Below are 13,801 nucleotides of genomic sequence, written 5' to 3'. Positions count from 1 at the left end.
CCACTAAAAATAAAAAATATGGCGGATAACTCCTTTTTTGATATAATAGCTGTAGAAATACAGCTATTTTGTTTTGGGTAAAAACAACTGTGAAAATCCTGACTTTTATGCAAGGGGGAGCGAGCCATATGGTGAAACAGCAGGAGGAGCTGTCCCATCCATTGACAGCTACCATCATGAAGACAAATACGCTTTTGCATATTCAGAGTCTTCTTCCCTCCTTTACGAAATCGGAGCAAAAGGTTGCCCACATCGTCTTACAGCAGACAGACAGCGTGATTTATTCATCGGTGATTGACCTTGCCGAAAAGGCGGGAGTGGGTGAGACGACCGTTTTGCGATTTTGCAGGAAAATAGGCTTCCATGGCTATCAGGAATTCAAGCTGGCATTGGCGCAAGAATTGGTCAATCCAGTAAAAAACTTGCATGGCGAAGTAGGAGAAGACGATTCGCTGGATATCATCACGCACAAAGTAACCGCAACCAATCAACAGGCGATTGGGGATACCTCAGCCTTATTTCAGCTCGAACAGCTGGAGCGCTGTGTAGACCTTTTGCAAAAAGCAAGCACGATCCATTTTTACGGAGTAGGTACGTCAGCGGTAACAGCCCAGGATGCCAAGTACACGTTCTTGCGGATCGGGCTTCGAGTGGACGCTTTTAATGAATCACATCTGCAAGCGATGGCTGCAGCAACATTGGGACCAGAGGATGTCGCGATCGGGTTGTCTGTATCAGGCAGTACGAAAGACACCATTGATTCATTGAAAGTCGCCAAGCAGTCAGGCGCAACTTGTATTTGCCTGACGCACTATCGACGCTCACCGATTACGAATGTAGCGGACATTACGCTTCTGACCGCGGCACAAGAAGGTCCGTTGCAGGGAGGCTCTCTCGCAGCGAAAATTGCACAGCTGCATGTTCTGGATGTGATTAGTACCACAATAACGATGCGTAACAAGGAAAAGGCCCTTTTATATAAAGAGAGAACAGCGAAGGCTGTACTGGAGAGAAAATATTAAAAAGGTAGTTCAAAAAGTCGTCTTTTGATCATGGAGTAGTTCTGGGAGCTTATTCGACTTCGAAATTGGCGTTCACCTTCGAAGTCCGGTGCTCATGTAGTTTACCTACACTCCGCTCCTCCTTCTTCAGGTTCTCGCCACTTTCTCGATGCTGAAAAGACGACTTTTTGAATTTATCTTATATTGGATAGGAGTGGTTGGAAATGAAGCTCATGATCGTGAAAGATTACGCGGAGCTCAGCAGAAAAGCTGCTGAAATGCTCGTAAGCGAAGTAAAGGCAAATCCGAAGACCGTCTTTGGCCTTGCAACCGGAGGCACGCCAGTAGGGATGTACCGTGAGCTGATCAAGCTGTCGGAAGCGGAGAGCATCGATTTTTCGCAAGCGAGCAGCTTTAATCTGGATGAATACGTCGGACTTTCATCGACGCATCCGCAAAGCTATCGCTCGTATATGCAAGAAAACTTGTTCGATCACATCAACATTCCTGCGGAGAAAACACATGTGCCAGTGGGGAATACGACAGATCATTTGGCAGAGTGTGCACGCTATGAGGAAGCAATTCGTATAGCAGGCGGGATCGACATCCAGGTGCTTGGGATTGGCAATAACGGCCATATTGGCTTCAACGAGCCAGGCTCCCCAGCCGAGTCATTGACACGCGTGGTCCAGCTCACTGACAGTACGATTGAAGCAAATGCCCGCTATTTTGATAGTGTGGACCAGGTTCCGACTCAGGCCGTTTCCATGGGGATTAAGACGATTCTTGGCACTAAAAAAGTCGTACTTCTCGCAAGTGGAGAGGCAAAGGCAGAGGCAGTGCGATTGATGCTGGAGGATGAGCCTACGGCAGATGTACCCGCTTCCTTATTGCAATTGCATCCGAATGTAACAGTCATTGTGGATCAGGGAGCAGCGAGCAAGTTGACAACCTCCGTACTGGCAGGAACGAAACCAAGCGGCAGCTAATGCACCGCTTGGTTTTCATTTTTCTTGTTCACCAATCTGTTCCGAATACGCACTTGTTCCTTATGCTATACTGGGAATGTTGCAAGAAGGTCACCAGATTTTTCAAAGGAGCTGATTTAGAATGAGCGCAAACGAAGCGTTGCTTACATTAGAAGGTTGGTATACGTATCATAATTTCCGCACCATCAATTGGGAAAAGTGGAAAGCAGCGTCCGCAGCAGAACGCCAAGAAGCGTTGGACGAGCTGAATACATTGATCCGCACATGGGAAGCGAATGAGGGCGAGAACCAAGGAAGCACAGCTGTCTACTCCATCCTCGGACACAAAGCAGACCTCGTGTTCATGTTCCTGCGTCCAACCATGCAAGAACTCGATGAGATCAAAACAGCGTTCAATAAAACCCGCTTTGCTGCCTATACAGAAGCTCCTTATTCGTATGTATCCGTAGTAGAGCTGAGCAACTATGTACATAATCCAGGTGAAGATCCAAAAGCGAATCCGCACGTGCGCGACCGCCTCTATCCGATCCTGCCAAAATGGGAGCATATCTGCTTCTATCCAATGAACAAAAAGCGTGATCTGCAAGACAACTGGTACATGCTCTCCATGCAGGAGCGCCAAGAAATGATGCGCTCCCACGGCTTGATCGGTCGCTCCTACGCTGGTCGCGTGAAGCAAATCATCGGTGGCTCCGTTGGTTTCGACGATTGGGAGTGGGGCGTTACCCTCTTTGCCAACGATCCGCTGGAATTCAAGCATATCGTTTACGAAATGCGCTTTGACGAAGTGAGTGCGCGCTTCGGTGAATTCGGAAACTTCCTCGTAGGAAACGTATTGAACGTAGAAACACTGGCCAAAAAGCTGGAAGTATAATCAACATCCCAAAAAATCCGCTGTGCGAGATAGTCGCATTGGCGGATTTTTTTATGTGAGCCTATGTTATTCAAAAATGGTAAAATTAGGTTGTTTGGAATTGGAGAGGAGAGGTTGAATTGTGTTAAAACGTACTACATCTTGGGGACTTTCACTCGGCGTGACATCTTCCATTTTGATGACAAGTGTATTTGCTTCAGTAGGGGGAGGAAGTCTGACGCCAGTCGTACATGCTGCCGAGAAGACACTTTCACAAGATGAAGCAATCAAGCAAGCCCAGAAGTGGGTGACGATCCCTGAAGATTACAAGCTTGAAGAGGCAATGTTGATAGATCAAAAAGAAGATTACATTCTTATGGGGAAAGCGTTTTGGAATCTCAGTTGGGAGACAACCAAGGGTGGAAGGATTATTCTGAGACTTGATGCTGTTTCAGGGCAATTACTTAGGTACGATTTTTTGGAAGGAAGTAAAGAGGGAAGCAGTAAAACCGAGTTGTTAGAACAACAGGCAATCGAAGTGGCAACACAATTTCTTGATAAAGTGACGACCGATGAAGAACGGAGTCGTTTATCCAAGCCGAATGAGTTTCGTACTCCGGAAACCACCGACTATTTCAATGGACAGGAAAGAAACATCCGATTTACGCGGGTGGAAAACGGAATTCCTTTTCTGCATAATGGCTATCTTTTGACTGTAGGCAGTAATGGGGACGTGATTCGATTTCGTCGTGAATGGTTTGACGGCAAGCTGCCTGACGCTTCCAAGGTGATGAATTCAGCAGAAGCCGCGAAAAAATGGGAGGAAGAAGCGAGTCCGTCCCTACTTTACAAGAATTTAGGCTGGATTACGAACAAATATCAGCAGGACCTACCCTCTAATCAGCTCGTTTACTCGTTCCAGGACGAGGACCCGCAATTGGTAGAGGCAACTACAGGGAAAATCCTGAATAAATACGGGATGGCTGCTAGTGAGAAGAAAATCAAACCATTGGGAACTTCCCTCTCGAAAAAGTCATCCGAAAAAAAGCTGATCACCGCGGATGAAGCGCAAAAAGTCGCTGAACAATACATGAAAAGATTTACTGATAACTATCGTTCGGATGGAATAAGCAGCAGGGGAAGGAAAGAAGGTCTGAATGGTGTTACGATAAACAATTGGAGATTCGACTTCGCAGTACAACAAGGAGAGGGAAATAACGATAACAAACTAGTGAGACTGAGAATGAATGATCGGGGAGATTTACTCCAGTACGCGGTGAAATATGAAAGTAGTTTGAATGAAGCCTCTAAAAAAATGATGATCACCTGGAAACAAGCAGAAGAAAGTGCAATTAAGCTGGTACAAACGCTTTTGGCTGATCAACTAGGCGAAATTTATTTGATAGAAGAAGAACCATCTGAGGAAACGCTGAAGTCATATTGGGAAATGGGACAGATGTATGAGGTTCAATTCGGTATCTTGCGCGATGGTATTCCAATTGAAAATGCAGGAATCCTAGTCGATGTGAATCTGGAGACAGGCGAAGCAGAGACCATGAACAAATATATAGAATGGGAAGATGAAAAGGTTTACGAAAAAATAGCAAAATTCATCGATGTACAAGTGGCGAAAAAAACTGTGCAAGAGAATAATAAACTGCAGCTTACCTATTATCTGTCGCTTCCAGAGATGAAATCTGATAAACAACCTGAACCGTTACTCGTCTATCATTACATAGGAGATGAAGGTGTGGTCAAAGCAGATTCTGGTGAGTGGTACAACTTCCGCGAGGCACAAAAAAAGCCGGAGCCACGTGACAGTGATGCGAAGTAGGCAGCACTTGATTTCGCTGTACGAATAGGATGGATGTCAGTCATAGAGGGTGGGCTTGGGCCAGAAAAAGAGATTACCAGCGCTCAAATCGCTGACTGCTGACAATGATCTACGACCAACGAAACCGGGATTAATCAGGATAGCTACACCTGCGAAAATTAACGAAACCTTGTCTTTGGTTCCCCGGCACTTTTTGTTACAGTATAGTGAGATGAAACAGCTAAGCATTTTTGACAGCGGAGGGGAACAAGACTGGGCTTTCTCAAGTTTACAATTGGTTATCGTACGTTAAAAACAGCCATTGGAACGGCTATCTCGATTCTGATCGCCCAGCAGCTAGGCTTGATGTATGCTTCTTCTGCGGGGATCATTACGATCTTGTGTATTCAGGTGACAGTCAAGCAATCGTTTCAGACGGCGTGGAATCGGATTCTGGCCAGTCTATTGGGGCTGGGAATCGGTGTCTGCCTGTTTTCTCTTATGGGCTATACACCGCTTGCCATTCTCCTTTTCATTTTGCTTTTCTTGCCGCTCGCGGTGCGATTTGGCATTCAGGAAGGCTTCGTCAACAGCATGGTTGTGCTCATGCATCTGTATTCTTCCAAGAGAATCGACGGGATGCTCCTGCTGAACGAGGTTGCTTTGCTCGTCATTGGTGTTGGCGTAGCCCTATTGGTCAATCTGTACATGCCGAGTCTCGATAAAGAGCTAAAAGGGATGCAAGTAAAGGTGGAGAAGCTGTTCAGCAAAATCTTGCGGGAGTTCTGCTACTACTTGCGTCACGGGGAAAGTGATTGGGACGGGAAAGAATTGATTGAGACGACAGGGGTATTGGAAACGGCGATTCGTTTAGCCTCGCGAGATGTTGGCAATCGATTGGGCCGTCGTAACGATTCGTACTACGAGTATTTTGTGATGCGACAAAAGCAGTTCGAGCTGTTGGAACGCATGATGCCGATCGTCTCTTCCTTGGATCATCAGGTAAAAGAGAGCCATCGAATCGCAGATTTTCTCGAGCGAATCAGCGCCTCGGTGCACCCGGGCAATACCGCCTACCGCTTTATCGACCAACTGCGCGTGATGCAAGAGGAGATCAAGGCAGCAGATTTACCACGAACGCGAGAGGAATTCGAGACGCGTGCCTCGCTGTTCTATCTCCTTCGAGAGATTGAGAGCTATTTGTTTATCAAACATGAGCTAGGCAAAAATAGGGACGAAAAGGCTCAGGCGGCAAAGAGTTAGGCAGGCAACCGTACGTAACAATGAAAGAGTTGTAGAATATCGAAGGAAGGGCTGCGAATACTTTTCGCAGTCTTTTTTTGTTTTTTGATAAAAATTCCGTGAACTTTTCATTAAAATCAAAAAATTGCACCGTTGTCCTAGTACGTTTTTGAACTTACTTGTATACCGTGTACAAGCGGCGAAAATAAATCAAAAGAGTAGGATCAAGGAGATGAGAGTGACCAGATGAAATTAATTGTGAATGAAAAAGAGTTGAAAGAGTATTTTCAAGGGCTGCGACGTCTCGTCTGGGGCAAGGAGCAATCAGACGAAGAACACGCTAATGACAAGGAAGAAGCCATTCGCAATTCGCTTCGCAAAGAGCTGTATGCAGATGAGTTCGCCGCATTTCTGCAAGAAAACCACAGTGATTTGCGACGTGATTCTTTTCGAAAAGTGCTGCTGCGTTATTTGCATGAAACCGTTGAGCTGGGAACAGATGCAGGGAGTGTCACAGGCGTCCTGGATGAGGTTGGCCGGGACTATGCTGAAATCATAGAGTCAGGCGGTACACGTGTGCTGATTCGTTTCGCGCAAATTAACTCTGTTCAAGAGGTGTAAGGAGGAGAAGATAAATGAACTATGTACAGAAATTGAGAACGTTTATAGGCGATAGTGTACAAGTCGTAACTGGATTCGATGTGGTTTCCGGTGCGTTGCTCGGCGTGACTAATTCAACATTAACCGTGCGTGCAGCAAGTGAGCCAGGCTATGGCGGCGGTCAAACAGTCGTATTTCAACTCGACCGCATCACGTATGTGCGTGTTGTCTAATGGTGAGGCAGCAAGGGAGAAGGGGCACAACGCCCCTCTCCATTCTCATTCCTGCCATGCATGGGACAGCTCATCTGTCAAAGTTGATGGCCATATGTAAACAGCTTGCACCTCTGGAGATCATCGTGATTTCGAAAAGGGCACTGGAGCTTGGCTCTGGTATTCGCGTCGTTCCTGCAGTGGATGCTGAGAATCTATTTTCATGGAGGAGAGAGGCTGCGAAGCATGCGAGAGGGAGTGTCCTGCTTTTTCTCGGCGAAGAGCAAATCGATACGCTGTCTGGATTGCAGCGCTTCTTGTTCCCGATTTTATATGGAAAGGCACAGGTCGTTTTGCCCCAGCATGATACGCGGAACAGGAGGATGACAAAACCACGGCCCATCCACAGTTTTTCCCTGCTGGTAAATAACCTCTTCGGTCGTTCTGACCTGCGTGAAGCTTCCTTGCTGGACACACCTCACGCGATGACCAGAGAGGCACTTTCCAAAATCGGAGTGGAACAGTTGGCACAGCCCGCACAAGCGCACAAGCGGGCGCTTAAGAGCGGCCTGTTAATTACCACGCAAACGATTGGAACGGGAACGGAAGAAATGATGTTTTTGCCACAGCTTCACGGTTCGTTGCTCAAAGAGCTTTCCATGTATGAAATGCTGGTGATTGCCGAACAGCTTGATCTCGTCTCGCGTCTTCCTTTTCGTTGCGGACTGTCCGATGGAGGCAGGCGAAGAGATATAGCAGAGAAAGTGGTCGGTAAAAACAGTGATATGCCTGTTACGCAGGTAGGGAAATGGCCCTTGCGACAAACAACTCTTTACAGTGGGAAAACGGTATCCGTGATCATTCCAGCTCTTAACGAGGCAGCGACAATCCAGCAAGTGATCCGTGAAGTTCTTCGGCTGGAGCCAGTTGAAATTATAGTGGTTGTCAATGCCTCGGTAGATCAAACAGCACAGCTTGCCCGTGAATGCGGCGCGACGACCGTAGAGTTCCCATATGCATTGGGCGTAGACACAGGACGAGCAATTGGAGCAAGTCTGGCGAAAGGCGACATCCTGCTGTTTGTCGATGCGGATGTGATCATGACCGCGCATGATCTGTACCCATTTGTTCTCGCATGCGAGTGCGGTGTGGATGTTGCGTTGAATGATGTTTCTGCTTTTTTGAATCAGCCTAGCGCAGACAACGTTTTTGTGGCTTGTCGCCAAGCTCTCAACTTGGCTTTGAATCGAAAGGATTTGGGGATCGGGTCTATGGTGACCGTCCCCTTTGCCTTACGCAGGGAAGTGGTTGCTCCGCTCGGGTGGGACATACTGCTTTGCCCGCCTAAAGCACAAGCAGTATACGCACAGGCAGGTGTAAAGATGGAATTGGTTCATCAGGTGAACAGCTTCACTTCCAACCGACTCCGTCCAGATAAACACTTCGCCAGTTCCGGAATGCCCCCTGCCGTCGAACAGATTGCGGGTGACCACGTGGAAGCCTTGCAGTTCTTGGCGAAAGGACGGTAGCGAGGATGCGATGTGAAAACAAGAAAACTGGAAGGAGGGAATGAAATTGGCAAAACAGCGAATAGAGGGTCTCGTTAGTGTCGTTATTACGAATTTTAACAGGGCTGCTTATATACGAGAGTGTCTGGACAGTATCCTACAGCAAACCTATGAGAATTGGGAAATTGTCCTGATTGATGATGCTTCGACGGATCAATCAGTAGAAGTCGCCAGAGAGTGGCTGGAACAAAATGAAAGGTTTTTTCCGGAAGACAATCAGGTACTGATTCATGCGCTCCCTCGCAATGTTGGCTTTGCGGGTGCCATCAACCTCGGGCACTACATGAGCCGAGGTGAGTTCATCGCGAATCAGGATTCGGATGATTTCTCTCATGTCCTGCGCCTTTCGCGGCAGGTTGAGTATTTAAAAAGTCATCCCCAGATTGATTTGGTCGGTACGAATTATTACGCATTTTCGTCCGATCACCCGGAAAAAAAGGAGCTAGCAACATGGATCAGGTACGGCGATGACATTCGCAAGGTATATGGGAACGGCGGACACTGTGTCTGTCACGGAACCTGTATGTTTCGGGGGCGCTTGTTTGATCAGGTTGGTGGCCCGACTCGTCGGATCGATGGTGCAGAAGACTACGAATTTATCGCCAAAGTCTTGAATGCGCGAGCAGACGTCAACAATATCGCAGAAGCGTTGTACTATTACCGAATCCACGCTGAGCAGCGTTCAGCGCAATATTATCGGAAAAAGGGGGTGTGAAAATTTGAATAGCAGTAATGAACGCATCTTGATGGTGCTAGATAACTTAGGGACAGGCGGAACCGAGACACATGTTCTCAGCATAGGCAAAGCGTTGAAAAAAAAGGGCGTCCAACTGTTTTATGCGGGTGGGAACGGCCCTCTCTATCAAGCGTTTGTTGATGCAGGTTTTTTGGTTGAACGAATCGAATCGGCACGGGAACCCCTCTCGGCACGCAGGCAGCATTTGATCGAGAGTTATCAGGGGGTTATGAAGAAGCATGGCATTAGCATCGTCCATGTGCATCAGACTCCTTCAGGCTTACTCGCCGCTACTGCCGCTAATCAGTTGGGCATACCCGTCGTTTTTACCTTGCATGGCACGTACTATCCAAAGGATGAAGCGATTAAAGTGGCGCAGCTCTGTTCCGCTGTCATCAGTGTGAGTAAACCTGTCCAACTATTTTGGGAAAAGCTAGGGGTGAAAACCACACTCATTTCCAATGGGATTGATGTGGAAGATTTCCGTCCTGACTCTGCAAAAATGGTGAAGCTGCCTTCCTTGCCTTCTGATGCCACAGTGGTTACGTATGTCAGCAGGCTGGCTTGGCAAAAAGCGACGGTGTGCAACATGGTGTTGCGAGCAACCAAAACGTTGCGCAGTGAAATCCCCAACCTGCATATCGTGGTGGTGGGTTCGGGTGCCCAGTCCATTCATGTACATGAGCTGGCAAAAGCGTTGAATAAAGCAGCAGGGCAGCCCTATATCCACATTGTGGGAGAGCAAACCGATGTCCGACCTTATTACACAATCAGTGATTTGGTGATTGGAACAGGCAGGGTCGCACTCGAAGCGATGGCGTGCGGAAAGCCTGTGCTTGCGATCGGAAATCATGGCTACGTCGGTTTGGTCGCGCCTTCGTCTTACGATTTGGCTTGGGACTGTTACTTCGGTGACCACTCCTCTGTGCAGAAGCCATCTCCTCAGTTGATCGACAGTGCTCTGCGTCAAGCGTGCCGTAACCGGAGTGAGCTGAAGGAAATAGGAGGTCTAGGAAGAGCGTGGGTCCAATCCAATTTTCATATCACGCAGAAATGTGCCTCCTTGCTAACCATCTACGCTCAAGTCAAGAATGGGGGAGGTCAGACGAATATGAAAAAAGTCTTGTACGTAGGTTGGCTAGGGTTCAAAAATTTGGGTGACGAGTTAATGTGGCATGCCTTTCACGATTTGTCTCGCAAATATCTCGACCCAGCAAAATACAAGGTGATTCCTTCGCTGCCGGGGGTTGACCTCAACGATTTAAGCGAATATGACACCGTCGTTTTGGGGGGAGGTTCGCTTCTTGTTCCCGGTTACGTGGATGTAGCCTATCGTGCAGTAGAACAGAAAAAGCGGCTATGGATCTGGGGGAGCGGATTCGATTCACAGGATAAGGTGCAGCTCGATTCCTCAGGCATATTAACGACGAAGTTCATGACAGACAATGAAAAGATGTGCCAGACGCTGCAAAAAATCGCGGAGCACGCTACGTTCTTTGGTGTACGAGGACCGGTTACTCTTCAATATCTCCAACAAGCGGGAGTAGGCGACAAAGCATGGATCAGCGGAGATCCGGGAATGCTGCTCCTTCCTGCACCATCAGCAGCAGAGGTAGACAAAAGCAAGCGATTAACCATTGGGATCAACTGGGGGACATCCTATAATCGCATCTATGGGAAAAACGAGGACGCCGTAGAGGATGCACTGGTGTATGCAGCCAAGAGGCTCATTAAGTTAGGCTACGATATCCATTTGCTGACGATGTGGGGACCGGATCGGGAAGCCATAAAAAGACTGCACAAAAAAATCGGCGATCCAACGCATACGATCCTCGACTTGGAGCTACACGACCATTCAAAAATGCTGGAGCTGATGAAAGGTTTTCAGGCGACGATCAACTTTAAGCTGCATGCCAATGTGCTGAGTGCTGCTGCCGGAGTTCCATTCGTCTGCTTAGCGTATCGCATCAAAAGCATCGACTTCGCATACTCCTTGGATTTACCGGAGCTCATTGTCTCCACAGATGAGCCACTTTTAGCTGAACGAATTCTCATTTGTACCTGGGAAGCTATCTCACGCAGGGAGCAGATCGCAGCAAAAATAGCGGCCAGTCAAAAAAAGATGATGGAGAATTTAGAGCAGCCGTTTATCCAAGGTCTGTTGTAAATCAAAAGGGGACCTGTGATTCGCTACAGGTCCCCTCCTTCATGCATGAAAAGTGACGAAAATCAGTACTCACCGTGCTCCCGCAAGCTTGTTACAGGAACACTCATCTCCTGATCCGGCTGGTTGAGTGGGTAAATCCTCGCCATGTCGTTGTCTTCATCGATGTGCTGGATGTATACGGGTATTCCATCGCAGGTAACATTCGCCATAACGGGTGAAGCGGCGATTTCCTTCGCGCGCTGTTTATTCATGTTGACTCCTCCTGTCATTCGTAACAGCCTTAATATGTACGTCAGCCCAGCATGGTATACTTTTTGCGCCTGTTGACATTACCTAAAATATGTAATAAATTGAAGGGAAATTACTACGAAATCGTACTAAAAGGAGTCACCGGTATGCAGCAACTATACGACCTCTTTCTGAAAACCGGTTTGCGTCCGTTCGCCTTTATGTCTGATACGATGCAGCTTGAAGAAAAACTGACTCGCTCCGATTTGTCGACACTCCTCATATTGCTGTTCCGCGGAGATTTGACTATGTCAGAGCTGGCGCAAGAGATGGGGGCGCCGCTTAGTTCGATGACCAGCATCGCGAAACGGCTTGAACGCAAAGGATACATCGCGAGGGCGACCTCTGTAGAGGATCAGCGGGTGAAGCTCGTCACACTGACACAACCAGGCAAACAGCTCGCAAAAGAATCGGAGCAAATGATGCTGGCGATGCTGGGCAGGCTTCAGGAAGCATTTACACCGGATGAAATGGAGCAATTCACTACCCTTTTACTCAAAGCCGCCAAGGTATTCCAAGAGGGAGGACCTGTCAAGCCTCGCGAAACAAAGGTTCGTTCCATTAAGATCAACATTGAGGAATAGTCGGTTCGAGCCTGCTTCTTTTTTTGTCTAATTACTACGAAATCGTATTAAATGGATCGTGAAGGAGAGAGTCGAGATGAGAATCGTCATTTATACCGGAAAAGGTGGGGTTGGGAAGACGAGTGTGGCAGCAGCAACCGCTGTTAAGCTGGCTAAGCAGGGAAAAAGGACGCTCGTTCTCAGTACGGATGCCGCACACAGTTTGGCAGATTCATTGGGGACTGTGATTGGCCCAGACCCTGTAGCAATCAGCGGAAATTTATGGGGCCAGGAAGTAAACAGCTTGCGGGAAACCGAGCGCAACTGGGGAGCAGTTCAGGGATGGCTGACCACACTGCTCGACAAAGCACAGCTGACTGATATTACAACGGAGGAGATGCTCGTTTTTCCTGGCATGGAGGAATTGTTCAGTTTGCTACAGATCAAGGAACACGCCATGAGCGGGCAGTTCGACGTCCTGATAGTAGATTGTGCCCCAACCGGAGAAACACTGCGTCTGCTCAGTTATCCGAACGTATTGAATTGGTGGTTGGAGAAAATTTTTCCGACGGAGCGCAAGCTGATCAAACTGGTTCGCCCAGTGGCCAAGATCGTCAACAAAGTGGAACTTCCTTCTGATGATGTGCTAGACAGTGTCGAGCAGCTCGCGAGGGGGCTGGAGGAAATGCAACGAATTGTTTTGGACCCGGAAATTACATCTGTGAGGATCGTCGTAAACCCAGAAAAAATGGTGCTCGCGGAAGCAAAGCGCTCGTTCACGTACTTGAATCTGTTCGGGTTCAATACAGATGCCATCATCGTGAATCGGGTGCTTCCGGATGAAGCGGGAGAGGGATTTTTTGCCCACTGGCGAGAGCTACAACGAAAATATGAGAACGAAATCGTGGAAAACTTTCAGCCGCTCCCGATTTTGAAAGCACCGATGATGCCTAAAGAAGTGATTGGGCTGCCCATTCTAGAAGAATTGGCTGACATCGTTTTTGGAACAGAAGACCCATCCGCCAAGCTTTATCAGGGCAGAACGGAACTGATTCGAGAAGTGGACGGCGAGCTGCATTTAGAGCTGATGATTCCTTTTGTAGATAAAGCAGCCTTGGATTTAACACAAACAGGGGATGAATTGACCGTAAATGCGGGTGCCTACAAGCGAAAAGTCATCTTGCCACGAGTATTAATGGGACGACAGGTTACGGGAGCGAAATATGTGGAAGATCGGCTGATCATTCGTTTTAGCGCAAGGGAAGGGGTTGCCCAGCATTGAGACGTACAGGATTGAATCGAGTGCTGACTTGAGAGGAGAGAAATGACATGGTAAGTCGGATTAAGCGCCAAATGGGTTTCACTCTCATGCTGACAGGACTGCTGCATACGGTTGTCGGTCTCTTTTTATACGCGGAGCCGCTCCAGCAGATCGTCGCAAACGGCTTTTTGAATGCGGTAGGGAAAGAAGAAATTGCTGCTTTTTGGTTTCTAATGTTTGGTTTTTTGCTGATTTTGCTCGGATATATGGCGGATTGGCTGATGAAAAAGAAGGGAATGGAGACACCAGCTGCCTTCGGATGGACGATTCTTGCGATATGCGTGGTCGGGGTGATTACATTGCCTGTCTCGGGCTTCTGGCTCGGTATACCACAGGCTGGCATCCTGCTGCGCAAGTGATGTAAGAAATTTGCGGATAGGTAGATGGTTCAGATAAAATGAATGTAACCATTTTCCATATGTTTCAATATCCGAGGATGGGATTGTCT

At 47.9% G+C, this 13,801-nt stretch carries 14 protein-coding genes; 13 read left to right on the top strand and 1 reads right to left on the bottom strand.

The genetic code is table 11. The annotated features are described in order from the left end of the window. Positions 1-128 precede the first annotated feature (128 nt). From ACQ5DJ_RS09260 to ACQ5DJ_RS09215, 10 genes are all read left to right on the top strand, one after another. Positions 129-1,022 (top strand): MurR/RpiR family transcriptional regulator, encoded by an 894-nt coding sequence (locus ACQ5DJ_RS09260; protein ID WP_429842184.1) that lies wholly within the window; start codon positions 129-131, stop codon positions 1,020-1,022. A gap of 203 nt (positions 1,023-1,225) precedes the next feature. Beyond that, a complete protein-coding gene (nagB, locus tag ACQ5DJ_RS09255) occupies positions 1,226-1,990 on the top strand; it encodes a glucosamine-6-phosphate deaminase (RefSeq protein WP_429842183.1) in 765 nt (254 codons plus the stop codon). Between the two features lie 121 nt (positions 1,991-2,111). Continuing rightward, the gene (gene hemQ, locus ACQ5DJ_RS09250) at positions 2,112-2,864 is read left to right on the top strand and encodes a hydrogen peroxide-dependent heme synthase (protein ID WP_017252188.1); all 753 of its coding nucleotides are present in this window, start codon (positions 2,112-2,114) and stop codon (positions 2,862-2,864) included. A 121-nt stretch (positions 2,865-2,985) separates the two neighbouring features. Beyond that, entirely contained in the window at positions 2,986-4,677 is a 1,692-nt protein-coding gene (locus tag ACQ5DJ_RS09245; protein WP_429842182.1) for a YcdB/YcdC domain-containing protein, read from the top strand. 252 nt (positions 4,678-4,929) lie between these two features. Then, entirely contained in the window at positions 4,930-5,919 is a 990-nt protein-coding gene (locus ACQ5DJ_RS09240) for an aromatic acid exporter family protein (RefSeq protein WP_429842210.1), read from the top strand. A gap of 225 nt (positions 5,920-6,144) precedes the next feature. After that, on the top strand, positions 6,145-6,519 hold the full coding sequence (locus ACQ5DJ_RS09235; RefSeq protein ID WP_429842181.1) for a DUF2642 domain-containing protein: 375 nt from the start codon (positions 6,145-6,147) through the stop codon (positions 6,517-6,519). A 14-nt stretch (positions 6,520-6,533) separates the two neighbouring features. Then, positions 6,534-6,731 (top strand): hypothetical protein, encoded by a 198-nt coding sequence (locus ACQ5DJ_RS09230; RefSeq protein ID WP_429842180.1) that lies wholly within the window; start codon positions 6,534-6,536, stop codon positions 6,729-6,731. 125 nt (positions 6,732-6,856) lie between these two features. Further along, a complete protein-coding gene (locus ACQ5DJ_RS09225; RefSeq protein ID WP_429842179.1) occupies positions 6,857-8,239 on the top strand; it encodes a glycosyltransferase family 2 protein in 1,383 nt (460 codons plus the stop codon). A 46-nt stretch (positions 8,240-8,285) separates the two neighbouring features. Next, on the top strand, positions 8,286-8,993 hold the full coding sequence (locus ACQ5DJ_RS09220; RefSeq protein WP_429842178.1) for a glycosyltransferase family 2 protein: 708 nt from the start codon (positions 8,286-8,288) through the stop codon (positions 8,991-8,993). 4 nt (positions 8,994-8,997) lie between these two features. After that, positions 8,998-11,181: a polysaccharide pyruvyl transferase family protein gene (locus ACQ5DJ_RS09215; RefSeq protein WP_429842177.1), complete on the top strand. Its 2,184-nt coding sequence runs from the start codon at positions 8,998-9,000 to the stop codon at positions 11,179-11,181. Positions 11,182-11,243: 62 nt separating this feature from the next. Here ACQ5DJ_RS09215 and ACQ5DJ_RS09210 read toward each other — a convergent pair whose 3' ends face one another. Beyond that, on the bottom strand, positions 11,244-11,432 hold the full coding sequence (locus ACQ5DJ_RS09210; protein ID WP_429842176.1) for an H-type small acid-soluble spore protein: 189 nt from the start codon (positions 11,430-11,432) through the stop codon (positions 11,244-11,246). Positions 11,433-11,576: 144 nt separating this feature from the next. Here ACQ5DJ_RS09210 and ACQ5DJ_RS09205 point away from each other — a divergent pair, with 144 nt between their 5' ends. The 3 genes from ACQ5DJ_RS09205 to ACQ5DJ_RS09195 all read left to right on the top strand — a co-directional run bounded on the left by ACQ5DJ_RS09205 (position 11,577) and on the right by ACQ5DJ_RS09195 (position 13,712). Next, positions 11,577-12,053, top strand: a complete 477-nt coding sequence (locus tag ACQ5DJ_RS09205; protein WP_429842175.1) for a MarR family winged helix-turn-helix transcriptional regulator — start codon at positions 11,577-11,579, stop codon at positions 12,051-12,053. Positions 12,054-12,129: 76 nt separating this feature from the next. Beyond that, entirely contained in the window at positions 12,130-13,314 is a 1,185-nt protein-coding gene (locus tag ACQ5DJ_RS09200; protein ID WP_429842174.1) for an ArsA family ATPase, read from the top strand. Positions 13,315-13,361: 47 nt separating this feature from the next. Continuing rightward, positions 13,362-13,712, top strand: coding sequence for a DUF6463 family protein (locus ACQ5DJ_RS09195; protein ID WP_429842173.1), 351 nt, complete (start codon positions 13,362-13,364; stop codon positions 13,710-13,712). The last annotated feature ends 89 nt before the right edge of the window (positions 13,713-13,801 follow it).

It is taken from the genome of Brevibacillus sp. FIR094, from assembly GCF_050477165.1.
Classification (GTDB): domain Bacteria; phylum Bacillota; class Bacilli; order Brevibacillales; family Brevibacillaceae; genus Brevibacillus.
The sequence above is the reverse complement of the archived record's forward strand: the minus strand, read 5'-3'. Positions and strand labels throughout refer to the sequence as shown.

What these genes read in the sequence shown, in the direction of transcription:
- ACQ5DJ_RS09260 (WP_429842184.1), top strand. Translation starts at nt 129, where the DNA reads ATGGTGAAACAGCAGGAGGAGCTGTCCCATCCATTGACAGCTACCATC.
- nagB (WP_429842183.1), top strand. Translation starts at nt 1,226, where the DNA reads ATGAAGCTCATGATCGTGAAAGATTACGCGGAGCTCAGCAGAAAAGCT.
- hemQ (WP_017252188.1), top strand. Translation starts at nt 2,112, where the DNA reads ATGAGCGCAAACGAAGCGTTGCTTACATTAGAAGGTTGGTATACGTAT.
- ACQ5DJ_RS09235 (WP_429842181.1), top strand. Translation starts at nt 6,145, where the DNA reads ATGAAATTAATTGTGAATGAAAAAGAGTTGAAAGAGTATTTTCAAGGG.
- ACQ5DJ_RS09230 (WP_429842180.1), top strand. Translation starts at nt 6,534, where the DNA reads ATGAACTATGTACAGAAATTGAGAACGTTTATAGGCGATAGTGTACAA.
- ACQ5DJ_RS09210 (WP_429842176.1), bottom strand. Translation starts at nt 11,432, where the DNA reads ATGAATAAACAGCGCGCGAAGGAAATCGCCGCTTCACCCGTTATGGCG.
- ACQ5DJ_RS09205 (WP_429842175.1), top strand. Translation starts at nt 11,577, where the DNA reads ATGCAGCAACTATACGACCTCTTTCTGAAAACCGGTTTGCGTCCGTTC.
- ACQ5DJ_RS09200 (WP_429842174.1), top strand. Translation starts at nt 12,130, where the DNA reads ATGAGAATCGTCATTTATACCGGAAAAGGTGGGGTTGGGAAGACGAGT.
- ACQ5DJ_RS09195 (WP_429842173.1), top strand. Translation starts at nt 13,362, where the DNA reads ATGGTAAGTCGGATTAAGCGCCAAATGGGTTTCACTCTCATGCTGACA.